This window comes from Vibrio sp. R11-SG3-ISO3-SZ (assembly GCF_059834345.1).
The window spans coordinates 1-23092 of record NZ_JCBDGX010000093.1 but is presented as its reverse complement, the minus strand read 5'-3'; the positions used below and the strand labels follow the sequence as shown (position 1 = coordinate 23092).

Sequence of the window (23092 nt, the reverse complement as noted above, 5' to 3'; positions counted from 1 at the left end):
TGGGAAACTTCATCGAGGCGGTGGTATTAATCTCGGGGAAAGGTCATACGGCTTTGGACTTCACCGGACAATACGATTACTAAAATCGATAAAAATCATAAGTTTAAGTTCAAGGAATATAACTCTATAAACTTTGACGGATTAAAGGTTCGATTTACCCACCACATGGAAGCGGGTGTGATGCTTGAGAAAAAAGACTAGCCCCTTAAATGAACAAACGAGCCTTAGGGCTCGTTTGTTGTTTAGGAATGTGTGGTCGCGTACTTATCGCTCGGCGCCAATGTAGCCGAGCTTTTTACCGATCCACAGCAGCAACAAGAGTGAGACGATGATCGAAAAGAAGTTTGAACCGGCCTCTGGGTATTGCGCTTTCACAAATGCGGAGTGACCAAACGCACCGACGAAAAAGCACGCGAGTCCGACGAGAGGAATATCCTCGGATACCGGATGACGGAGATACTCTTGGTACAAGGCCTGTAAGGAGAGCACCAAAGCGATCAACGGAAAGATAGAGAAAGAGACCTCACTCATCGTCAACCAAGACAACATGGCATCACCGCACATACCTGCGATTAATGCCAAAATGAGGGTTTTCTTTTCAGAACCACGATCGACTGGGTTTGTTTCGTTCGACATTAGTTTATCCCACCTTTTAATCGGTTACGTTCACGTTCTTTGCGATACCAATAAGCCCCTTTGGCTATCATTCGCAACTGCATTATCAGACGCTCGGCCAGTTCATCGCGTTCACGTCTGTCTAGATCTAACGCTTCGGCCCCAGAGCTAAATACCAGCGTCACGGACGCTTGTGCCTGGGTAAACGCCTCTTCACGAGACATGCCTGAGCTGATTAAATACTCGGTCAATTCGGCGCAGAAGTGTTGCATCTCTCGGGCAACCGCAGTACGAAACTCAAAAGACGTTCCGGAGCGCTCACGCAGTAGCAAACGAAACACGTTGGGGCTACTTGCGATAAACTCCATAAACGTCTCGACCGAGGTGCGAATCACACTGCCTTCTTTGACGATTCTCTGCCGCGCTTGGCGCATCAACTGACGCAGCAACAAGCCGCCTTCATCGACCATGGTCAATCCCAACTCATCCATGTCTTTGAAGTGGCGATAAAAAGACGTCGGTGCAATCCCGGCCTCTCGTGCCACTTCTCGCAAGCTCAGGTTCGAGAAACTCCGATCAGCACTTAATTGACTGAAGGCCGCATCAATCAATGAGCGACGAGTTTTCTCTTTTTGTTGTGCGCGTATTCCCATGGATTTCATCGTTGGTATCTGTGTTTAACCTCAATGCCAGTCAATATACAACGATTGGCTTACGGAGATAACCTCAATTCGTTGTTTAGTGAAGAATCGCTATTAAAACACGCCCGCTTAATTGAAGGCAAAATTCCCTCTCACTTGCCCGCCTATCCTGTGCGCCAGGCCGAAGATTCACTTCTCGCACTCTATTCTCGTGATCTCATCGACTCTCTCAGTCGCTTTTTTTTCTTTGCCTCTTGGAATCAGTTAAAATCTCGCTACAGCAATGTTAACACTCTATAACAAGGATAAAACTATGGCTCAGAGCAACCACTTTGATGTGATCGTAATAGGTAGTGGCCCTGGTGGTGAAGGGGCGGCTATGGGATTGACCAAAGCGGGGCTCAACGTCGCGATAGTAGAGAAAGAGAGCAGTGTCGGTGGCGGGTGTACACACTGGGGCACCATCCCCTCCAAAGCGCTGCGTCACGCGGTTAGCCGAATCATTGAATTCAACAACAACCCGCTGTTTTGCCACAATAACAGCAGCTTACACTCGACCTTTTCCAACATTCTTGGTCATGCTAAGTCGGTCATCGACAAACAAACTCGATTGCGCCAGGGATTTTATGATCGCAACCAATGCTCGTTGATTTTTGGTACGGCGCGCTTTGTGGATAAATACACCATCGCGGTGATGCAAAGCGATGGCACCGAAGAGACCTACAGCGCCGACAGATTTGTGATTGCGACAGGCTCACGCCCCTACCAACCGGCGGATGTCGATTTCCTCCACGAGCGTATTTACGACAGCGATTCTATTTTGAGCCTGAAACACGACCCGCGCCACATCATCATCTACGGCGCAGGCGTGATCGGCTGTGAATACGCCTCTATCTTCCGTGGGCTTGGGGTAAAAACCGATCTCATCAATACACGTGATCGCTTGCTGTCCTTTTTGGACAACGAAGTGTCTGACGCACTCTCCTACCACTTCTGGAATAGCGGCGTGGTGATTCGCAACGATGAAACCTACGAGAAGATCGAGGGCACTGAAGACGGCGTGATCGTCCACCTCCAATCGGGTAAGAAAATGCGCGCCGACTGTTTGCTCTACGCCAACGGCCGCACCGGCAATACCGACAAGCTCAACTTAAGCGCGGTAGGGCTTGAAGCCGACTCGCGCGGTCAGTTGAAAGTGGACACCAACTACCGCACGCCAGTTGAGCACATCTATGCGGTCGGTGATGTGATTGGCTATCCAAGTTTGGCCAGTGCGGCGTATGACCAAGGCCGATTTGTGGCGCAGGCCATTACCAAAGGTCAAGCGGATGGCTACTTGATTGATGATATCCCAACCGGCATTTACACCATCCCTGAAATCAGCTCTGTGGGGAAAACTGAACAAGAACTGACAGCGGCGAAAGTCCCGTATGAGGTTGGACGCTCGTCGTTCAAACATTTGGCTCGCGCCCAGATTGCAGGCAAAGATATTGGCAGTTTGAAGATCCTTTTCCACCGTGAAACTAAAGAGATTTTAGGCATTCACTGTTTTGGTGAGCGAGCGGCTGAGATCATCCACATCGGGCAAGCCATCATGGAACAAAAAGGCGAAGCGAATACCATCGAGTATTTCGTCAATACCACCTTTAACTACCCAACCATGGCGGAGGCCTACCGCGTGGCCGCCCTCAACGGTTTGAATCGCTTGTTTTAATCCTTACTCGCGACTTTCATCTCATTCGACACGGCGTCAGGCTCTGCTTGGCGCCGTCTTTTTTCTTCGCCGCCATGCCCTCAAATCGACTCAGGAAAGAACGCGCCCGCTCGCCACTGGCGATACAAAATCCACCCTAATGCCATGCCTCGCGCGGCCATAAAACAGAGCATCGATAACCAAAGCGCGTGGTTTTGCAACGCCTCAAACAGCCAGAATAGAATGAAGAACCCACAGGTGGCGACAAACATGCTGTTTCTCATTTCTCTTCCTTTCGTCGCGCCGACAAAAATACCGTCGAGTAGAAAACACCACATAGAAACCAACGGCATGGCCACCAGCCAAGGAAGAAAGTGCAGCGCTTGCTGCTGGACGGACTCAATATCCGTGATCATTGCGATCAAGGGCGATCCCAGTTGAGCAAATGCCAATGTCAGAGCGGAGCAAATGATCAGACTCCAGAAAAAGGTGCCCAGCAGTGACTGTGTCAGTTGATGACGATCTTTTGCGCCGATGGCCTTACCGACCATTGCCTCCATTGCATAGGCAAAGCCATCCATTGCGTACGAGATCATCATCAAGAAACTCATCAAGACGGCATTGGCCGCGACAATCTCATCGCCATAGTTTGCGCCTTGAAAGGTCATAAAGGTAAACACCGCTTGTAGGCAGAGCGAGCGAAGGAAGATATCTCGATTCAGTCTGATAAAACGGCTTAGCCCACGGGTGGTGGCACGCAACACATCACCAATAGGCGGTAGGTTCTGCTGGTGCCATGTTCGCCATACGCAGAAAAAACCAAAACTCATACCGGTGTAATCGGCCAATACCGACGCCCAAGCCGCCCCTTCGACTTGCCACTCCAACCCGATCACAAACAGCAGATCGAGTGCAATATTGGTCGCGTTGGTGATCACCACCATCCACATGGGCGCTTTTGCGTTTTGTGTTCCAAGCAGCCAGCCAAGCAGCACAAAATTGGCTAACGCCGCAGGCGCGCTCCAAACACGGATGGAAAAGTATTGTTCACCATAAAATTTGACTTGCTCGCTGGCCTCACTGAACTGAAAGACGATATCGGCCACTGAAGCATGCACGATGAGAAACAGCAGCGCAAAAAGCCACGCCATCGCGAGCCCTTGCGTCAACACAAGCGCCAACCCATGCCCTGACTTCCCGCCATACGCTTGGGCCGCTAAACCTGTGGTGGCCATGCGCAGAAACCCGAGCAACCAGAAAGTCACACTGATCATGGTGGTGCCTAGCGCGACACCGCCTAAATACCACGCATGTTCTAAATGACCAATAACCGCGGCATCAACCAGCCCCAACAGAGGCACTGTGATATTGGACAGCACCATAGGAATGGCGAGCCACAAGACTTTCTTATGAAGAGAGAGATTGGAAAGGGTATCAAGGATCTGCACGGGAGGAATTCACTTAAGGACGATGTGTCCAGTGTAACCTTATCACCAGCGCAGCTGAACCACCACGGGCGTTAAACGATGCTTGAGGCGATGAATTTTTCTCAGCCATCGTTGCCACAGCTTCCAACGATGACAGTGCTGATCTAAAGGCGAAAAGAGTTTCACTGAACTTGCCCAAGGTAGTATGCGTTTAACCATCTCATCGGCCGACTTATAACCGTGCGCGTAGTGTGATGAGCCCATTTTCTGCCCCAATGCACTGGGTGTTAGGTCTCCGGCCAACACCAAGCACGCTCGGGCACTGTCAAAGTGACACCCCATGGCTTGAATGAAACGGGCAATTTGTCGTTCATTGCCATCAAGCAGTGCACATTCGCACACAATCATCACTGGAGATTTTTCCCCGATAGGTAGAGACGACATCCAACTCAAATCGGTAACACTGCCGCATAAATGGTGGTAGCGCTCACTGCGATGAAACAGCTTTTGCCGCCACAATAGATTTTCGGTGACATCCAGTTCGAGCCAATGGCAACGGCCATTGTCGACTCGGTAGAACCGAGTATCCAGCCCAGCGCCAACATTAATAATCCAGCCGTCTGGGTTATGTTGGATAAAGTGTTTCACTTGCAGGTCACACAGCTGTGTAATGGTCGCATGGAGCAGCTGTTTTTGAGGAATATCGCCCGATAAACACTCTGGCGCTAACTCACAATGTCGGCACGCGTTAGCGGCGATAGGATCGTAAACCAAGCCATTATCGACAAGGCTTTCACGACTGCGAAGCCACAAGGGCTGCAAAAGATTGGCGGGGATTTGATAGCGCGAATGCGCGTTGTGGTGCCGGGAAGCCATGCTCATTATCTCTCTATCGCGAATGAAGAAATGATAATGAATATCAATTGCAACATCAAGCGCAAGCGAACGCATCTTGATGTTGCTCTCAAAGGCAAGACTGACTCAGAGGACTCGACGTCGAATTACATCCAGTCGGTATTGCGAATGATGCCAACCGCTAGACCTTCAATCGCCAGGTTTTGGCTAGTTAAATCGACCTTGATTGGCGAAAATTCTTCATTTTCAGCGTGAAGCAGTACCGTTGACCCTTTACGTTCCAAACGCTTTACCGTCACGTCATCATCGACACGCGCGACAATCACTTGGCCATCACGAACGTCTTGTGTCTTATGAACTGCTAGTAGATCGCCATCCATAATGCCGATGTCTTTCATACTCTCGCCGTGAACGCGCAGTAGGAAGTCAGCCTGTGGCTTAAACATACTCGGGTCCACTTGGTAGTGTGCCTCAACATGTTCCTGAGCCAAGATAGGTTCGCCCGCAGCGACTTGGCCAATCAGTGGCAGCCCTTCGTCGTCATTAGCGGCATCGTTCAACAACACACGAATACCTCTTGAGGCACCGGGAATAATTTCAATCACTTGCTTACGTGCGAGCGCTTTCAAGTGCTCTTCCGCTGCATTGGCAGAGCGAAAACCGAGCTCACGGGCAATTTCAGCGCGGGTTGGCGGCATTCCGGTCTCATCAATTTTACTTCTGATGAGGTCAAAAACTTGTTGTTGGCGCGGCGTTAAGGGCTTCATAAGTCACCTGTCTTTTTATACAGTTAACTGTGAGTATATCCAGTATTGAGAAAAAGGAAAGGGTTAATGACGGATTTTATTTTCTGGTCGGGCTTAAGCTATTTACCTCACATTGATGCTTTCATGCTCAATTATCGTTAAAAGGTTTGACCAGTTTCTGCTATCCTTGCCAGCTGAAAACCCGCTTGGGCTTATTTCCACTTCTCAGGAGGCTCGGTGAGAGGCGTCAAACGCTCACACCCAACGGCCGTGACAGAAGTGGAAATGCGCTTTGGCATACTTTTGATTTTTGAGGCTAAGAACCTTTATGTCTTCTGGACACTCTTTCTCGCGATCTTTGTTAAAGCTGCCACTGTCAGTCTTAGTCAAAGGGACGGCGATTCCTTCCGATCCGATTGCTGATCACAATATCGATGTCGACAAACCGATTATCTACGCATTGCCATACCGCTCAAGTGTTGACTTGCTCGCCCTGCAAAAGCAGACGCAAAGACTTGGCTTGCCGGATCCGTTAACGCCGCTAGAAATCAACGGCAAATGTTTCCATCGCTACGTATTCACCTCGGCGCGCAATACTGTGGTGAGCCGAGACGATGATGTGCCTCGCGAATCCGTGGCGCTATTTTCTGAGCTGCTCGAACTGCACAAATTCGATAGCGAACTGGACGTTCAGATGATCCCTGCCACCGTGCTGTGGGGACGAAAACCAGGCCGAGAGTCTTCGCATAAGCCTTATTTGCAGTCGCTAAACGGCCCACAAAAAGCCAAAGCGGTGCTGTTTTCTGGTCGAGATTGTTTAGTACGCATCAGCCCTGTGGTCTCTCTACGCTATATGGCGGATGCGCATGGGACCGATTCGTCGATTGCACACAAACTCGCTCGTGTGGCGCGCATTCATTTCTCGCGTCAGAAACTGGCCGCCTCTGGGCCAAACTTACCGAGTCGCCAAGCACTATTTCAACGCTTACTCAAATCCAAAGCGATTGAGAAAGCGATTGAGGATGAAGCGAAAGCCAAAGACATTTCCATTGAAAAAGCGCGCAAAGCGGCGCATGACATCATGGATGAAATCGCGGCAGACTTTTCTTACTCCTTGGTCAAAAGCGGCGATCGCATTTTGGGCTGGCTGTGGAACCGAATCTATCAAGGCTTGAACATCAACAATGCCGCAGCGGTGCGCAAGCTCGCTCAAGATGGCCACGAGATTGTCTACGTGCCGTGCCATCGTAGCCATATGGATTACCTATTGCTCTCTTACGTCTTGTATCACGAGGGCATGGTACCGCCGCACATCGCGGCTGGTATTAACCTGAACTTTTTCCCCGCCGGACCGATTTTCCGTCGCGGCGGCGCCTTCTTTATCCGTCGCAGTTTTAAAGGCAACAAAATTTACTCGACGATTTTCCGCGAGTACCTTGCTGAACTGTTTGCCAAAGGCTACTCGGTTGAATACTTCTCTGAGGGCGGGCGTTCTCGTACCGGACGTTTGCTGCAAGCCAAAACCGGTATGCTTGCGATGACCATCCAAGCGATGCTGCGTGGACTCAATCGTCCGGTGACGCTTGTGCCTGTCTACATCGGCTACGAGCACGTGATGGAAGTGGGGACGTACGCTAAAGAGCTGCGCGGCAAGCGCAAAGAGAAGGAAAACGCGAGCTTAGTGCTGCGCACCATCCGTAAACTGCGTAACTTCGGACAAGGCTACGTCAACTTTGGTGAGCCGATCCCACTCAACCAGTTCCTCAATGAGCAGGCACCGGAATGGACGAAAGATATCGATCCGATGGGCGCTTCTAGGCCACAGTGGCTCAACCCAGTGGTCAATACACTAGCGACCAAAATGATGACCCACATTAACGATGCGGCCGCTACCAATGCGCTGACCTTGTGTGCCACGGCGCTGCTCGCATCAAGGCAGCGAGCGTTATCGCGCGATAATCTCGTCAGCCAAATCGATTGTTATCTCTCGATTTTGCGCAATGTGCCTTACTCATCGACCTACACGGTACCGACAGAGAGCGCAGAAGCGTTAGTGCAACACTCTGAAACGTTGGATAAGTTTGTGCTAGAAACCGACTCGATGGGCGAGATTGTGTCACTCGATCGCAACCAATCGATTTTGATGACCTACTACCGCAACAACATCATCCATCTGCTCGCCTTGCCTTCATTGATTGCCCAAATGTTGGTGCGTCACCAAGCGATGAGCCTAGAGCAGATCAAACAAAACGTTGCCTTAGTGTACCCGTTCTTAAAGCAAGAGCTGTTTTTGAGTATTGAGGAGTCTCGACTCGATGAACTTACCGAGTCCTACATCGAAGAGATTGCGCGCCAAGGCCTGGTGAACATCGACCACGAAGAGCAGGTCTCCATCAACCAAGCCAACAGCCAAGTGCTGGTCCTGCTTGGTCGCACCATCAGCGAGACATTGCAGCGCTACGCAATTGCGCTCAACTTGTTGGTAGCCAACCCAGAACTAGGCAAGAGCGATTTGGAGCAGCAGAGCCAAGACATTGCACAGCGCCTTGGTCGACTGCATGGCATTAACGCACCTGAGTTCTTCGATAAAGGGGTGTTTGCGGCGTTATTCACAACGCTCAAGCAGCAAGGCTACCTCGATGTGGAAGGCAACTGCGATTTAGACAAGAGCCAAGCCTACGCATCATTGCTCTACTCGATGCTCTACCCTGAAGTACGCTTGACCATACAAGAAAGCATTTATCAGTCGGTGGATGCGACGCGATAAACCACAAAGGGCACGATGATCGTGCCCTTTGCATATCCCCTCTCCTATCTAGAGAACCTTAGCGCTCGAAACAAGAGGGTGACGAAACGGTTACCAAAACGCGATCGCCAGTCCTATCGCGACACTCAACCCCACATAGTTGTTATTAAGGAAGGCGCGAAAGCACAAGTCTCGCTCACGATGACGAATCAAATGCTGCTGAAAAACAAACAACGCCCCCACCACCAGCAAGCTCCAGTAGTAACTCGCGCCAAGCGCATAGTAGACACCCACATAAATCAGCATCGCTAGCGTGGTCAGTTGCAGCGCGCCAATGATGGTTTTATCACGGCGACCAAACAGAATCGCGGTCGACTTAATGCCTATCTTCAAATCATCGTCGCGATCAACCATGGCGTATTGCGTGTCATAAGCAATCGTCCACAGAGCGTTAATGGCAAAAATAAACCACGCCATCATCGGCAAGGTATTCGCCTGCGCAGCCCAAGCCATTGGAATGGACCAACTGAACGCTAAGCCAAGAAACAGCTGAGGTAGATGGGTATAGCGCTTCATAAATGGATAGATGAACGCCAAAAACAGCCCAACAAACGACAGTTGGATGGTGAGCGGATTCATGGTCAGCACTAATAGAAATGAGGCCACCGCCAAGATAAGAAACAGACCGACCGCTTCTTTCGCCGACACGCGCCCAGACGGTAACGGACGCTGCTGCGTGCGCTTAACATGGCCATCAACACGACGGTCAGCAAAGTCATTAATCACGCACCCTGCGGCGCGCATAAAGATGACACCCAGAACAAAGACAATGAGCACCATAGGATCAGGGCGCCCTTGCCCGGCAATGATCAATGCCCATAGTGTCGGCCAAAGCAGCAGTAGCGTCCCTATCGGTTTGTCCATTCGCATCAGTTGCCAATAGGCGATGGCTTTTGAAGCGCTCATTGCACACTCTCCTTAGTGTAAATCGGGGCGGTAGGCAGAAACAGCTCGGCAACCAGCATGGGTTTATGGTTCATCCACAATCGGGAGCGGCGCGCCAATAAACGGCCTCCCTCGACCTGTGCCCAGCCAACTTGCAGTGCATCACGTTTGACGTTGTCGGCGCTAAAGACGGTCAGTCCAAGTGGGATCTCGCCTTGCGCGGTCAAATCAACATGCTGCTCTTGCAGTGAGGATTGAGGAATTAAGGTCCGCCCTAGCACCCAAGCGGTCTCATCGCCTTTCAATACCACTTTACGTAACAAACACGCTTCGTGGCTCAACAAGGCGATCTCTTGGGCATTCAAACGTTCCGATGACACAATGCGGTTGTGCAGCAAATCGACACTTAAGGTTTGGCAATACGATTCCAATAAACGTGACAATGAGCCCTGTTCTAACAGCCAATCTTTGGCGATCGGCGTTGGAAAGCTAAACTGGTCGGGATCATGCCATTCGACCTCTCGTAGGGCAGACAAACAATGCGAAGTTGATGGATTCATACTAGTATTCAATAGTCAGCTTTATATCGTAAAATAAAGCTTAAATAACAACGTTAACCACGGTATCGAGTGTTCAACGCCTCTTTTAATCACAGACAGAGGCAACATTGTAACAAGACTCTGACCTTTCGAATATCGTGAAAAGAAGAAAGAAAATCGCCCACTATGATGAAACGTTACCTAGCGCAGCTTTTTGTTGCTGCGAGTCTGCTCGTTAGCCTCCCCTCCTTGGCAGAAAAGGAAGGCGGGCCTCAACTGGCGTATTTCACGCTGGAACCGGATCTCACCACGAATTTTTATACCAAGGGTAAAGATTTGGGCTACGTTCAGGTGCGCATTGACATCATGGTTGCTAATCAAGCCGATTTGGCGGTGATTGAGCTGCATCAGCCTTTGATTCGTGATGCCGTGATCGAGTTGCTCGGGCAGCAGTCAAAAGACACCATCACCTCGCTGGCAGGACGAGAAGACTTGCGTAAAAGCCTAGTCGAAGAGCTCAACTCGATTTTACTGCCGGAAACCGGAAAAACCGTCATCGCGGATCTGCTGTTTACTAAATATCTCTACCAGTAAACGTGCACCCGTCAATCTCGATAGGTCTGTTAACGCCGCTAACGCGGCGTTTTCTATTTTGTCCCTACCCTTGGTATTTGGCTTTGCTCGCATCGAGTAACCCTAAGCCAACCCCAGACAACAGCCCCACCAAGTGAGCGGTATTGGCAATGGCCATAAAGGGCTGCATAAAGCCAAGCACCAACCAAACCAACATAAACCCAATCACCTGTTTTGGCATCATCAAACCGAGCGCGGGCGCCTTGTAGCCCATCATCCAGATGTATCCAACCAACGCGTACACCACACCAGAGAGGCCGCCAAAGTTGGCGCCTTCAACCCAATACTGCCCAGCGCCTGAGAGTGCCGCCGAAAGGACAAACAGTTGCAACAGCTTCCCTTGACCCAGTCGCTGCTCTATATCACCGCCAAGTTGCCACCACCAAAGTAAATTGAACACGATGTGCAACGCCGAAAAATGCAACACCGCATGACTGAGCCAGCGCCAGAGCTGCCATTGCTGGCTAGCGTCCGCAGGGAAGTGAAGCGCGAGGAAAATCGCTCGCCCTTGACCTATCTGCTGAAGAACAAAAATCACCACACATAGCAGCATGACGGCTAAAGTGATCGGCCCGGCTTTCGCTTTGATCATCGCGATGAAACTGGGTGAACGGTACTGGAAAGGATTGACTCGGGTATCCGCCACCTCCCACGACGCAGCGTGGTACTTATCTGCATTCGGGTTAGCCAGAAATTGCTCAAGCTCCTGCATCACCAGATCATAATGCTCACTTTCTTTGAGGAATAAGACAAAGTCGTCACTCTCCTCATCGCGCATCATGCCAACGGTGATTCTACGAGCCGCCATGTAATCAACAAAAGCTTGGCCCATTCTGGGGTTCTTGATGGTGGTCACTCTTACCATTAGGTTATCCTGAAAGATTGGGGTTAAGCCGTCTGCACGGTAGGTAGCCCAGCGCGATGCCAGGCTTCAAAACCACCATCCACACTGTATACCTGCTCAAACCCTTGGTTCACTAAATATTGCGCCGCACCTTGGCTGCTGATCCCGTGATAACACATCACCAAAACCGGCTGGTCAAACTCCACCTCGTCCATAAAGGCCACCATGGTGTCGTTGGTCAGATGATACGCATGCGTAGCATGCGCAACGGCAAAGGATTGTGGATCACGAATATCCACTAGGCGCGCGCCTTGCTGCTCAATCATTTGCTGCGCAGAGGCAACATCGATGTGCTGAAACTGGTCCATTTACTTTCTCTTTATGCTTTTATTGTCTGCGCTCATTGTAACCTATCCAACGGAGGACAAGTACTGTCGGTTAATAAGGTTATCCACCAGCGATCAAAATGACGTCATCTGTGGATAAAGTTGTGGATTGCGTTGATAAAGTGTTTGAATTAAAAAAGATCCACAATATGTAGTGATGATCATAACTATTCTGTGAGTGATTCAAAACATATCCCCATAGAAAAACCCGCCATTAGGCCTTTATTCACCCTGCTTTCTGACATCTAGCCAAGAAATTCCCCACAGAGTTATACACAGGAGTGAGCGTTGAAATGATCGCCAACTGGTTAATATAAAATGCTTTATACGATCCAAACAAAAAGCCGAGGTCACAAGACCTCGGCTTTTCATGTTTGTGTTTCGCGCTTTGCGTTAGCGGATTAAAACTCGCCGACTGCGGCTTTGAGCTTCTTCATCGCGTTTTTCTCAAGCTGGCGAATACGCTCAGCAGATACGCTGTAGGTATCAGCTAACTCTTGCAACGTCGCTTTGTTGTCATCTAACCAGCGAGAGCGAACGATATGTTGGCTACGCTCATCAAGACTTGAAAGCGCTAGGCTCAAGCGATTGTTGGTATGAGCTTCCCAGTTGGCCGCTTCGATATTTTCTGCGACGTCAGAGGCTTTATCTTCAAGGTAAAGCATCGGAGCCGAGTAAGATGTACCGGTGTCATCGTCATCACTAGAAAGCTCAAATGTCGCGTCTTGCGCAGCGAGACGAGATTCCATCTCACGCACTTCTGAAGGCTCAACACCCAACTCTCTTGCGACGGTTTCCACCTCGCCGTTGTTGAACCAGCCTAAGCGTTTCTTCGACTTACGCAGGTTGAAAAAGAGTTTGCGCTGCGCTTTGGTCGTGGCGATCTTGACGATACGCCAGTTGCGAAGTACGTATTCATGGATCTCTGCTTTGATCCAGTGCACGGCGAACGAGACAAGACGTACACCAACTTCGGGATTGAAGCGTTTGACCGCTTTCATCAAACCGATGTTGCCTTCTTGAACTAAGTCGGCCATAGGTAGGCCGTAACCAGAATAACCACGAGCCACATGCACAACGAAACGAAGGTGCGAAAGGATCAATCCTTTAGCGGCTTCAATTTCACCGTCATAGTGTAGTCGTTCGGCAAGTTCACGCTCTTCGTCCGCGGTCAGCATTGGGTAGCTGTTTACGGAGCGGATGTAGCTGTCTAAGCTATCTTGAGTTACTACCGCCATTGGATACGCTTGGTTAGTCATTCAAATCCTCATCAATCTCTGATCTGGAGTGTAATTTAACCCATCAATCTTGAACTCAAAATGAACAAGTTTCAAGCTGGGATTTGCCATTATGCATAAAGCACGCTCAGGCACAATAGAAAGTATACGCTACCGTATACTTTTTTCATTATTATGACCACGCCCTGTTAAACAGGTTCAATTTCTTTTAAATGGCGCCGCGCCGACACTTTCGCCGCCAAGCAGCCTAGAAAGATGCCAAGCATGATCAGTAAGAGCGACTCATCCCAACTGAGCCCGATAAGACGAAAACGGCTGTCATAGAGCAGCGCTAATTGCTCTACGCTGTGATTAAGGACGATGGTAATGATGGCCGTCAGTATCCATGCGCTCAATGCGCCGAGTAAACCAAACCACATCCCCGAGTAGAGATAGGGGCGCAAAATAAAGCTGTCTGTCGCGCCAATCAACTTCATGGTTTGAATCTCTTCTTTATTTGCCAACACATTGAAGCGCAGCGTGTTGCCAACAATCAAAAACACGGAGCAGAGCATCAGTACAGACAACGTAATGATGATCCCGGTGACCAGTGTCTTAATCGCATCGAGCTTTGTCAGCCAATCTTCGTCCAAACGCACATCGGCGATGTCTTCTTGCTCTGCAACCTCTGCCGCAAGGCGCTTGATCATCGCTTGGTCATCGCTGCTTGGGGTAATAATAAGCACGCCCGGCAGCGCGTAGTTATCAAGCAATGAGATCGCCTGTTCAAAGCCAGAGTACTGGCTAAAGTCTTCTAAACCTTGTTGCGGCGAGATGTAATCGACTTTGGCGACTTCAGTTCGGCTCTCTAACTGATCTTTTAGCACCATCACCTTCGGCTCTGGCGTCTGCTGCTTAATGTAAGCACTCACTTGCGAAGGGCTGGTCACGTCACTAGAGGCAGCGGCGATGTTTTTACCGAGCAAATAGAGAGCGGAGGGCATGGCGAGCGCCATGGAGATCACCGCTAGGGTCAAAAAGTTTGCCAGTGGTCGAAACCAGAGCGCCGCAAACGCTAACCGCGCCTGCTTAAAGTGCACCGACAAAAAGCCATCACGCTGGACTCGATTCTGGCTCGCGCGGCCTTGCTTTGTCTTCACTCGCTTATTCGCGGCCATAATCTTCGACCTCACTCAAAAAACCTTGATTCAGTTCCAAATGGCGATATTGCGGCCGAGTGTTGACCAGCCCGACGTCGTGAGTGGCAAGCAATATGGTGACGCCTGCACGATTGAACTCTTCAAAAAGTCGCACCACTCGGTTGGAGAGATCAGGGTCGAGGTTGCCGGTCGGCTCATCCGCCAGTAATAACGTCGGACGATTGACCACGGCTCGAGCGATCCCGACGCGCTGCTGCTCACCACCAGAGAGTTGACTCGGCAGGCACTTGGCTTTATTCAGTAATCCCGTTTTGTCTAAGGCCGCCGAGACGCGGCGCTTAATTTCGTTTTCCGAGATGGATTCAATACGCATCGGCAAGGCCACATTGTCGAAGACACTGCGATCCATCAATAAACGATGGTCTTGAAACACAATGCCAATATTGCGGCGTAAAAATGGAATGTCTTTGCTTGGAATTCGAGTGATGTCGTGCTCATTGAAACTGATTTTTCCATCCGTTGGACGTTCAATGGCACAAATCAATTTTAACAATGTGCTTTTCCCTGCACCGGAGTGACCACCTAAAAAGGCCATCTCCCCTCGGCGCAAATGAAAGTCTACTTTTTGCAGCGCTTGACGACCGCCTCGGTACGCCTTACTCACTTGCTGAAATTTTATCACCCGAACGTCCTCTCACAGGTCTCAGTCAGCTTAATCTTCGCGGCTAAACAGTGCGTTGATAAATTCTTGTGTTTCAAATGGGCGCAAATCGTCAATGCCTTCCCCGACACCGATGTAACGAATCGGGATTTGGAACTGATCCGCAAGCGCAAAAATAACGCCACCTTTGGCCGTGCCATCCAACTTAGTCAGCGTGATGCCGGTTAATGGCGCCACATCGCTAAATAGCTTGGCTTGGCTGATCGCGTTTTGCCCAGTACCCGCATCTAGGGTGAGCATAATTTCATGCGGCGCTGAATCATCGATTTTCTTCATGACACGCACAATTTTGCGCAGTTCTTCCATCAAGTTGGCTTTGTTTTGCAGGCGACCTGCAGTGTCGGCAATGACGACATCCACGCCTTTCGCTTTGGCAGATTCAATCGCATCATAGATGACCGAGGCGCTGTCTGCGCCGGTGTGCTGCGCGACGACGGGCACGCTATTGCGCTCACCCCATACTTGCAGTTGCTCAACGGCTGCGGCGCGGAAGGTATCCCCAGCGGCCAGCATGACACTCTTGCCTTGTGCTTGGAACTGCTTGGCCAATTTGCCGATCGTCGTGGTTTTACCAACGCCATTCACGCCGACCATCAAAATCACGTACGGCGTTTTACTGCTGTCCACCACCAATGGCTGCTCGACTTTGGCCAAGATATCCGCCATTTCGTCTTTAAGGAGATCGTACAACGCTTCGCCATCTTTTAATTGCTGACGAGTGGCTTTTTCTGTCAATGAATCAATGATTTTGACTGTGGTATCCATGCCGACATCAGCAATCAAGAGCTGCTCTTCAAGCTCTTCAAATAGCTCGTCATCAATCTGCTTACCTTTGAACAAACCAAAAAAGCCTGCACCTATGTTGGCTTTGGTGCGTGCAAGGCTACGCTTTAAACGTGCGAAAAAGCTCTCGGTCGGTTTCTCTTGTTCAACCACACGAGGGGCCACCACCTCAGGTGTAGCGTCAACCTCAGGGGCGACATCAACCTCACTGGCTGGCTCATTGGCTGACTCACGAGGCTCTGGCGACACCTCGGCATCAGGCTGTGTCTCTTGGGCGGGCGACTCGACAGGCTGCGCTTCTTGTTGTTGTGCTGATTCACGGCTCTCGGCTTGTGTCTGCTCTTCGTCACCAAAACCTAACCAAGAGAGTAAACCGCGCTTCTTTTTTTCCGACATCTGGAGCATTCCTAGATAGTAACTATTAACTTCGCGTGCATTACAGGCTGCATACCCTGTATAAATGCACGCTAACGACCGAGTGACGCTTTCCCTGCATTCAGATGATGCGTTACACTCTGTCCTTACTGAAAATTGGGCTATATTACCGCGCTCATTGCTTGAGCGACTGGATATAGTATCACTTTATTAGCGGTCAAAAAATCTATGGTAAGACGTCGCCAGCAAAACACATCACAAAATAAGCCATCCACTGGCTTTGTTCGCATCATTGGCGGTATTTGGCGCGGGCGAAAGCTGCCTGTTCACGATGCCCAAGGGTTGCGCCCCACAACCGATCGCGTCAAGGAAACCTTGTTTAACTGGATCGCGCGCGACGTGCCAAGAGCCAAATGTCTGGATCTGTTCGCAGGCTCTGGCAGCTTAGGGTTTGAGGCGGCTTCTCGTCAGGCGGATGAGGTAACATTGATTGAACTCAACCCTACCGCTTTCAAGCAGCTGAAAGCGAACGCTGAAGCGCTAAAGGCTGACACTCTCAAAGTGCACAACGGCGACAGCTTGGCGTACCTTCGCCAAGCCGGCACACCGCACCATGTTGTCTTCATCGATCCGCCGTTTCGCCAAGGTTTATTGAATGAGGTGGTGACCCTACTCGAACAAAACGGTTGGTTGGCCGACGATGCGATGATCTATATTGAAACAGAGAAAGAGTTGGTGCTCGATTGCATTCCGGCTCATTGGCACCTGCACCGCGAAAAGGTGGCCGGTCAAGTGTGTTACCGTCTGTATGAGCGACAGCACACCGAGAACTAACAAGCAGAGAACAAAAGGACGAGATCGATGCCTCTATTTATTCTGGCCGGAAAAGCCCTATTTAGCCTAGTGTGGTTGGTGCTGGTGTGGAACCTCATCGCCCCCTTCCCTGGCAACACCGCGTATGCCCTGTACGCGATGTTTGCCTTTATGCTGATCATGCACGGGATCCAATCTGCGATTTTTATTCGCGCGTTCGCTAAGCCCTACAACCTCAGCGCTTGGGAGAAGTGGTCTTTTCTCTTTTTTGGCGTGTTTGCCTTACTGCATATTCGTCAAAAATACATGCAAAACTCCTGATAGCGTTTTCAGACATCATCTTCTGTAACGACACACGCCGCCCAATGGGCGGCGTGTGTCGTTACAGCGAAGTCGTCGTAATGCTGCGAGCGATTTATCCCAGGTAGCCTTTAACACCATCTAAGAACATCTGAGTTGAAATCATGATCAGCAACAGCCCCATCAGGCGCTCAACGGCTTTTAAACCACGCTCACCCAAAATTCGGTGGAAGAAGTTATAGAACATCAAGATAAAGAAGGTCGCGCCCCAAGCGAGCATCACCGCTCCCGACAGTTGCAGCAGTTTGTCAGGGTGTTGACTAGAGAGCAGCAAAATCGCCGCGATCACCGATGGGCCCGCAATCATAGGGATGGCCATCGGGACAATAAACGGCTCTTCCCCAGCCGCCAAGCCAGTAATGCTACCCGCACTAGGGAAGATCATCTTGATTGCGATGATAAAGAGGATAATACCGCCGGAGATACTCAAGGTTTCTGGCTGCACGTGAAGGAAGTTCATGATGCCCTTACCAGCAAACAGGAACAGCAGCAAAATCGCTAACGCGAACAGCAATTCACGAATCAGGACGCGACGACGACGTTTCGGCTCTAAGTGCTTAAGAATCGACAATACAATCGGCAAATTGCCCAGCGGATCCATGATCAAAAACAGCATGGTCGCGGCAGATAAAATGTCCATGACTCACCTCCAAATAAAAAGTCGGCGAAGTATAACAATGTCGCGATCAAATTGGCAGTAAAGCGGTAACCTAAATGATACAGCCCGTTGACGCTAGAGGATCATCGCCGCAGTAATCAGAGAGTGAGCCAAAATATAGCTGCCCGAAATCAGGTAACGCCCCCCTTTCACTGGATGACGATAATCATGTAGGGCAAGCAGCACCGCGGAGACCGTCAGCACAAGCGTCCCAACAAAACCCAGCGCTGAGGAGAGCGAGTGCTGAGACAACCACACTTCACCCGCCGCCCAGTTGAGCTGCAATAACACGCTGCCCATGACAACAACCGGAAAAATCAGTTGGTCCAATTTCGGTAACAAAAGGAAGAAGGAAACAATCCCGATAGCAAGCAGCATGGCCGGTAACCACCACACCATCTCTCCCGAGAGCTGTAACCAAAATGATGTGCTATAGCAAAGTTGGGCGGCAATAAAGGCAGAAAAACACCACTTTGGCCACCGGCCGAGCAAATAGAGGCTATCTGCCGCGACGGAAACCAGAAGGCCCAACGTAATCCATCCAGCAATGACTGGCGCAGCGCCGCCATCACTCCATAATAAGACGACCAACATCAACAACGACATTGTTTTAAACAATGCCGCTTGTCTTGGGTTATTGCTTTCATCGGCAGAGATACTAATAAAGCTCGATAATGCGACCGACAGCCAGCTCCACATGTGTTCACCTCTTTTAAACTGAGGTGCCAGTGTAGGCGGGGGATAGCGGATGTCCAGATCGCGCCATCAAAACTTCGATCTTGATTAGGCTTCTCAACGATTTTCTCTGCAAGGCGCTCAAGCTTAACGCAACCAAGCAATGCCAAACGCCAGCTTGTAGGAATAATCTGAAAAACAGACGAACTCAGCCCCTATTGAGTGATGTGACAATGAAGCGATCATTTCTAAGCAAAAACCCAGAGAACAGATAAGAAAAACAGAAACAAATCCAATCATATTAATAAGTTAAACAAAAATCTTGGAGTACAAAAAACCGTCTTTACAAATTATCTCTTTTCTAGACTGTGCGCTGCCACCCTTCACCCTCTCATTCACGACAAAAAATGATAATCATAACGACAAAACTACGACTTTAACCAAAATAATTCCACCAGCCAAAAATAAGCCCCATAAAACACAAAAATCAGAAAAATAGAACGAATAACAGAATACATAAACATTAAAATACAATCACTTAAAACCAAAATTCACACACAAGAACAAATAAAAACCAACACAAAAACCAAACATTCACCGGGTAAAAACAGGCAAAAACCGGGAGTTTTAACAGAAAATTAACAGCACTTTTTCTCTATAGGGATAAAATAGCTTGATAACCCCCCAAAACTATTGCTATTCTAAAAGGCATAGAGTTAAGCATCACTATTAAGGAGCAGTGTTATGATTACTTCTTCACAAAAACAAGGACTTGTAATGATCGCGGTTGTTGTTGGCCTAATGACACTGCCGATGTTGTACTAGTCTGAATTGTAAAAAACAAAAAAGGGACGCCGTAGCGTCCCTTTTTTGTTTTTGCCTGTTTTACCACCTATCTATGGCGACCTTATCGACACCTGCGCTGTTTATCCGCAAATCACAAAACATCGATTAATGGCCTTTTAACCAAGGTGCTTAGTTAAAACATCCCAATGTGCATAATAGAAGAACAGCGCCGCTAAGGTCGCCATGGTCATCAGCACAATCGCCGTTCGCCAAATAAACCGACTGCTTCGCGGGATCAGTTCTTTTTCACACTCATCACACGTGTTGAGAAAACTCGCTGGGTCTTCAAGCTGGTAATCGTATTCGTGTACCACTTTGTTCCGAATCGTCGCGATATAACGCAGCTTGCCAATCACATCATGAGGTAAACGCTCTTCGCAACTTGTAACAAGCTGATGCAAGCCTTTCCCCTCTGCGTGATATTGTGTCCGAAGGAGCTTCTCGATTTTACGAGTTCTCGTAATGACACTCTCAATATCAGACATAATTTCCCTCCGTCTCCGTTAGTTTAGGGAGAATTCAATCAATGCGCTATCCAGTTTTGGCAAATTTTTCACAGTTTCGAGTAAATTTGTGTAAAGGAATCAACAAGTAACTAACATGAACGGACACGGCATCACCGCCTGTGATATCGCTCGAGAAATGTGAGAAATCCACTGAAACGTCACTAAGATATGTGGGCTGGATCTGACATCCCCACCTGAAGCGGATTACACTAACGCGGTACTTTTGAGGAGCCCGTTGTATGCCTATTACTCTGTTTGTCGCGATTGTGCTGTTTGTGCTGATCAGCGGCGCACTGTTTGTTCGCTTTTATCGCCAACACATGCAAGGCGAAGGCTCGCAGGAGCAGAGCGCGCAGGTCACGATACTCGATAAACAGAGTGTGCCGGTCGAGCATGCCGCCCCCGGCGAAGATGATTTGGAATACTGGATTTATGTGCAAAAAGGTCGGCTTGGGCCTAAGCGAGAATTTCAAGTCGGCGTCCACTACTACCACGCACTAAACCCAGGGGACAAAGGCACCCTGACCTATCAGGGCGACACCTTTCTTCACTTCGCACGCCAGCGTTAGGGGAGTAGCCAGCGCGTTTTACTCGATAGAGAAAGGCAATGACTCATGAGCAGTGCGCCCGCGCCGCTAAGCAATATCCACAATGGGATCACCCAGGCAGGATGGCCTTGATACCAACCGTACTCTTTCATTGGCCACAAAAAAATAGGATGCAACAAGTAGATCCCCAAACTGTGCTTACTCACCACGCCTACCCCTTTTGCCACCTGCGGCGATAAGCGTTCTCCCAGCCCTCGACACAGCATGAACACCATACTGGCAGCCAACACCACATTGAGGGTTTTATAGGAGAGCCAGCGACCGACCGTGTATTCGCCCGACGCAACACTGTACGTCACCACCATGTGCACCGTCACCCACAAGGCCACACCACCAAGCAGCATGCTCACCCCTAACAAGGTTCGGTTGAGCGGTACTCTTTGATAGAGCAAGTAGCCAAGAGGTAAGTACCCACTATAGAGCCAAAGCTCGTGGCTCCATGGCCCATCAATTCGGAATAGATATAAGGTCGTGGTAAGCAGCCAGATGGCGACATACGCCCACAACGCGCCATCGCCATACTCCTTCACCACATACTGAAAAACAGGAATGACAAAATAAAGCGGGATAAAGTAATAGAAGAAGCCAAGGTGATAGTAAGTTTCATGCTGGGCGCTACCTAACAGGACCGCTTTGACCGTCTGAGCATCAAAACCTTGCGCGCTCCACCCTGAAAGATAGGCATAAAAAATCGACCATACGACAAACGGAATCAGCACCTTACCCAAACGGCGCTGAACGTAATAGCGCAAATCAAACGGGCGAGTATCGCTCAGCATCAAGGCGCCACTGATCAAAATGAACACCGGAACGGCCCAACGCGTCACCCCGTTGACTGCCACCGCTGTCCACCATTGCTCAAAAGGAATAACGCCCAATTCGTGCCGGTAAGGAGCGAGCACATGAATGGCAATCACAGCGACAGCCGCAACACAGCGAAGCAAATCAAAAAAGAGGACTCGTTGGCGCATAGGATGGATCTCTTGTCTGGGATCTCTCGACTATAACAAGAAAAGCGCTGACAAAAGGGAAAACTTCGTCAGCGCTTTGTGAAGACTCCTACCAAGCGATCAAGCAATGGCAGGCTGTTTCACTTTTGGTAATTTCAATGAGATCAGCGTCGTTAGAGCCAAAAACGCAAACGACACCCACAAGCAGGCCGCCAAGCCCGCCACCTGAAATACCCAGCCAGAAAGAATGGTGCCGATCAAACGCCCCATCGCATTGGCCATATAGTAGAAGCCAACATCCAGTGAGACACCATCGCCCTTGGCATAACTGACAATCAGGTAAGAGTGCAGTGACGAGTTGACCGCGAATATCGCGCCAAACACCATTAAGCCACCAACAATCACCCATTCCGGTTGCCAACCGATCTGCACGGCATAGGCAATAGCCGCCGTCACGACGGCGAGTGCCCCGGCCCAGACTAACGCTGCATGACCATCAGGCACGCGGCCCTGCGCTTTGCCGGTGATCTTCGGCGCCAAGCCTTGCACTATGCCGTAAGCGATGGTCCAGGCAGCGAGAAATCCCCCCACCCACAAATGCTGCCAACCAAAAACAGAACCTAGGTAGATAGGTAAGGCGACCACAAACCACACATCACGAGCGCCAAACAAGAATAGGCGCGCTGCCGAGAGGATGTTGATGGACTCAGATTTAGAGAAAATCTGCGTAAACTTGGGTTTGTTTTTGGCTTTGCCCATACCACTGTCTAAGCTCAGCACACTGCCAATAAAGACCAAGGTCAGCACGCCTGCCATCAGCAATACTGCGGACTTAAAGCCCACCAGCGAGAGCAGTAAACCACCGATAAAAAAGCCCGCCCCTTTTAGGGCATTTTTGGAGCCGGTTAAAATCGCGACCCATTTATACAGCGAACCTTGCTGCTCATCCGGCACTAACGTTTTGATCGAACTTTTCGCGCTCATCTTGTTCAGATCTTTAGCAATACCCGATAACGCCTGCGCCGCCATCACCCAAGGGATGGTCAGCCAAACGTTCGGCACCGCCAACATTAATAACGCGCCGATTTGCAGCGCCAGCCCTAGATTCATGGTCTTGTTGAGGCCCAAACGCGCACCGAGCCAGCCGCCGACCAAGTTGGTGACGACGCCAAAGAACTCGTAAAACAAGAACAATGAGGCAATTTCGAGCGTGCTGTAGCCCAGATCATGAAAGTAAAGCACCACCAACATACGCAGGGCGCCATCGGTGATGGTGAAATTCCAGTAATTAAACGTGACCAACATGTATTGGCGGACGCTTTTGCTCAGGTTAGCGAACATAATTCACCT

General features: G+C 49.9%; 24 protein-coding genes. 6 read left to right on the top strand and 18 right to left on the bottom strand.

The genetic code is table 11. The features are described 5' to 3' along the window. Positions 1-264 precede the first annotated feature (264 nt). Together AC6R1O_RS12375 and fabR are read right to left on the bottom strand one after the other, a co-directional pair. Complete coding sequence (locus tag AC6R1O_RS12375) at positions 265-636, bottom strand: YijD family membrane protein (protein WP_500632160.1); 372 nt, start codon at positions 634-636, stop codon at positions 265-267. Continuing rightward, complete coding sequence (fabR, locus tag AC6R1O_RS12370) at positions 636-1277, bottom strand: HTH-type transcriptional repressor FabR (RefSeq protein ID WP_334555580.1); 642 nt, start codon at positions 1275-1277, stop codon at positions 636-638. Before fabR ends, AC6R1O_RS12375 begins: the two co-directional genes overlap by 1 nt. Positions 1278-1569: 292 nt before the next feature. Here fabR and sthA point away from each other — a divergent pair, with 292 nt between their 5' ends. Then, the gene (gene sthA / locus AC6R1O_RS12365) at positions 1570-2970 is read left to right on the top strand and encodes a Si-specific NAD(P)(+) transhydrogenase (RefSeq protein WP_334555581.1); all 1401 of its coding nucleotides are present in this window, start codon (positions 1570-1572) and stop codon (positions 2968-2970) included. A gap of 80 nt (positions 2971-3050) precedes the next feature. Here sthA and dinF read toward each other — a convergent pair whose 3' ends face one another. The 3 genes from dinF to lexA form a co-directional block, all read right to left on the bottom strand. Next, positions 3051-4397, bottom strand: a complete 1347-nt coding sequence (gene dinF / locus AC6R1O_RS12360) for an MATE family efflux transporter DinF (RefSeq protein ID WP_487902845.1) — start codon at positions 4395-4397, stop codon at positions 3051-3053. Positions 4398-4439: 42 nt separating this feature from the next. Beyond that, the gene (locus tag AC6R1O_RS12355) at positions 4440-5252 is read right to left on the bottom strand and encodes a class I SAM-dependent methyltransferase (RefSeq protein WP_500633541.1); all 813 of its coding nucleotides are present in this window, start codon (positions 5250-5252) and stop codon (positions 4440-4442) included. Between the two features lie 125 nt (positions 5253-5377). Next, positions 5378-5998 (bottom strand): transcriptional repressor LexA, encoded by a 621-nt coding sequence (gene lexA / locus AC6R1O_RS12350; RefSeq protein WP_500632159.1) that lies wholly within the window; start codon positions 5996-5998, stop codon positions 5378-5380. A gap of 307 nt (positions 5999-6305) precedes the next feature. Between lexA and plsB the strand changes: the two genes are divergently transcribed. Then, positions 6306-8744, top strand: a complete 2439-nt coding sequence (plsB, locus tag AC6R1O_RS12345; RefSeq protein ID WP_500633540.1) for a glycerol-3-phosphate 1-O-acyltransferase PlsB — start codon at positions 6306-6308, stop codon at positions 8742-8744. A gap of 90 nt (positions 8745-8834) precedes the next feature. On the opposite strand, the gene ubiA is transcribed toward plsB, so the two are convergent. After that, positions 8835-9689 carry a 4-hydroxybenzoate octaprenyltransferase gene (ubiA, locus tag AC6R1O_RS12340; protein ID WP_487902842.1) on the bottom strand — a complete coding sequence of 285 codons (855 nt, stop codon included), beginning with the start codon at positions 9687-9689 and terminating at the stop codon, positions 8835-8837. After that, complete coding sequence (locus tag AC6R1O_RS12335; protein WP_334555586.1) at positions 9686-10228, bottom strand: chorismate lyase; 543 nt, start codon at positions 10226-10228, stop codon at positions 9686-9688. The genes ubiA and AC6R1O_RS12335 overlap by 4 nt, the downstream gene beginning before the upstream one ends. 165 nt (positions 10229-10393) lie before the next feature. Here AC6R1O_RS12335 and AC6R1O_RS12330 point away from each other — a divergent pair, with 165 nt between their 5' ends. After that, complete coding sequence (locus tag AC6R1O_RS12330; protein ID WP_500632156.1) at positions 10394-10801, top strand: flagellar basal body-associated protein FliL; 408 nt, start codon at positions 10394-10396, stop codon at positions 10799-10801. 64 nt (positions 10802-10865) lie between these two features. On the opposite strand, the gene glpG is transcribed toward AC6R1O_RS12330, so the two are convergent. From glpG to ftsY, 6 genes are all read right to left on the bottom strand, one after another. Further along, complete coding sequence (gene glpG / locus AC6R1O_RS12325) at positions 10866-11705, bottom strand: rhomboid family intramembrane serine protease GlpG (protein WP_334555588.1); 840 nt, start codon at positions 11703-11705, stop codon at positions 10866-10868. 23 nt (positions 11706-11728) lie between these two features. Then, the gene (gene glpE / locus AC6R1O_RS12320; protein WP_334555589.1) at positions 11729-12052 is read right to left on the bottom strand and encodes a thiosulfate sulfurtransferase GlpE; all 324 of its coding nucleotides are present in this window, start codon (positions 12050-12052) and stop codon (positions 11729-11731) included. A gap of 419 nt (positions 12053-12471) precedes the next feature. After that, complete coding sequence (rpoH, locus tag AC6R1O_RS12315; protein ID WP_334555590.1) at positions 12472-13329, bottom strand: RNA polymerase sigma factor RpoH; 858 nt, start codon at positions 13327-13329, stop codon at positions 12472-12474. Positions 13330-13496: 167 nt separating this feature from the next. Then, positions 13497-14465 carry a permease-like cell division protein FtsX gene (ftsX, locus tag AC6R1O_RS12310; protein WP_500627814.1) on the bottom strand — a complete coding sequence of 323 codons (969 nt, stop codon included), beginning with the start codon at positions 14463-14465 and terminating at the stop codon, positions 13497-13499. Beyond that, complete coding sequence (gene ftsE / locus AC6R1O_RS12305) at positions 14452-15129, bottom strand: cell division ATP-binding protein FtsE (RefSeq protein WP_500633480.1); 678 nt, start codon at positions 15127-15129, stop codon at positions 14452-14454. Before ftsE ends, ftsX begins: the two co-directional genes overlap by 14 nt. Positions 15130-15159: 30 nt before the next feature. Next, complete coding sequence (ftsY, locus tag AC6R1O_RS12300) at positions 15160-16347, bottom strand: signal recognition particle-docking protein FtsY (RefSeq protein WP_500627813.1); 1188 nt, start codon at positions 16345-16347, stop codon at positions 15160-15162. 207 nt (positions 16348-16554) lie between these two features. Between ftsY and rsmD the strand changes: the two genes are divergently transcribed. Together rsmD and AC6R1O_RS12290 are read left to right on the top strand one after the other, a co-directional pair. Then, positions 16555-17160: a 16S rRNA (guanine(966)-N(2))-methyltransferase RsmD gene (gene rsmD / locus AC6R1O_RS12295; protein WP_500633481.1), complete on the top strand. Its 606-nt coding sequence runs from the start codon at positions 16555-16557 to the stop codon at positions 17158-17160. A gap of 27 nt (positions 17161-17187) precedes the next feature. Continuing rightward, positions 17188-17460, top strand: coding sequence for a DUF1145 domain-containing protein (locus tag AC6R1O_RS12290; protein ID WP_334555595.1), 273 nt, complete (start codon positions 17188-17190; stop codon positions 17458-17460). Between the two features lie 94 nt (positions 17461-17554). Here the strand turns inward: AC6R1O_RS12290 and AC6R1O_RS12285 are convergent, their stop codons facing one another. The 3 genes from AC6R1O_RS12285 to AC6R1O_RS12275 form a co-directional block, all read right to left on the bottom strand. Further along, entirely contained in the window at positions 17555-18139 is a 585-nt protein-coding gene (locus tag AC6R1O_RS12285) for a YhgN family NAAT transporter (RefSeq protein WP_334555596.1), read from the bottom strand. Between the two features lie 93 nt (positions 18140-18232). Further along, the gene (locus tag AC6R1O_RS12280; protein ID WP_500633482.1) at positions 18233-18856 is read right to left on the bottom strand and encodes a lysoplasmalogenase; all 624 of its coding nucleotides are present in this window, start codon (positions 18854-18856) and stop codon (positions 18233-18235) included. Positions 18857-19794: 938 nt separating this feature from the next. Then, positions 19795-20163: a DUF4145 domain-containing protein gene (locus AC6R1O_RS12275; protein WP_487902836.1), complete on the bottom strand. Its 369-nt coding sequence runs from the start codon at positions 20161-20163 to the stop codon at positions 19795-19797. 260 nt (positions 20164-20423) lie between these two features. On the opposite strand from AC6R1O_RS12275, the gene AC6R1O_RS12270 reads away from it, so the two are divergent. Next, complete coding sequence (locus AC6R1O_RS12270) at positions 20424-20753, top strand: DUF2500 domain-containing protein (protein WP_334555599.1); 330 nt, start codon at positions 20424-20426, stop codon at positions 20751-20753. Here the strand turns inward: AC6R1O_RS12270 and AC6R1O_RS12265 are convergent. Continuing rightward, on the bottom strand, positions 20750-21763 hold the full coding sequence (locus tag AC6R1O_RS12265) for an acyltransferase (protein WP_500632150.1): 1014 nt from the start codon (positions 21761-21763) through the stop codon (positions 20750-20752). The genes AC6R1O_RS12270 and AC6R1O_RS12265 overlap by 4 nt on opposite strands. Positions 21764-21862: 99 nt before the next feature. Then, positions 21863-23083 carry an organoarsenical effux MFS transporter ArsJ gene (arsJ, locus tag AC6R1O_RS12260; RefSeq protein WP_500632149.1) on the bottom strand — a complete coding sequence of 407 codons (1221 nt, stop codon included), beginning with the start codon at positions 23081-23083 and terminating at the stop codon, positions 21863-21865. Between the last annotated feature and the right edge of the window lie 9 nt (positions 23084-23092).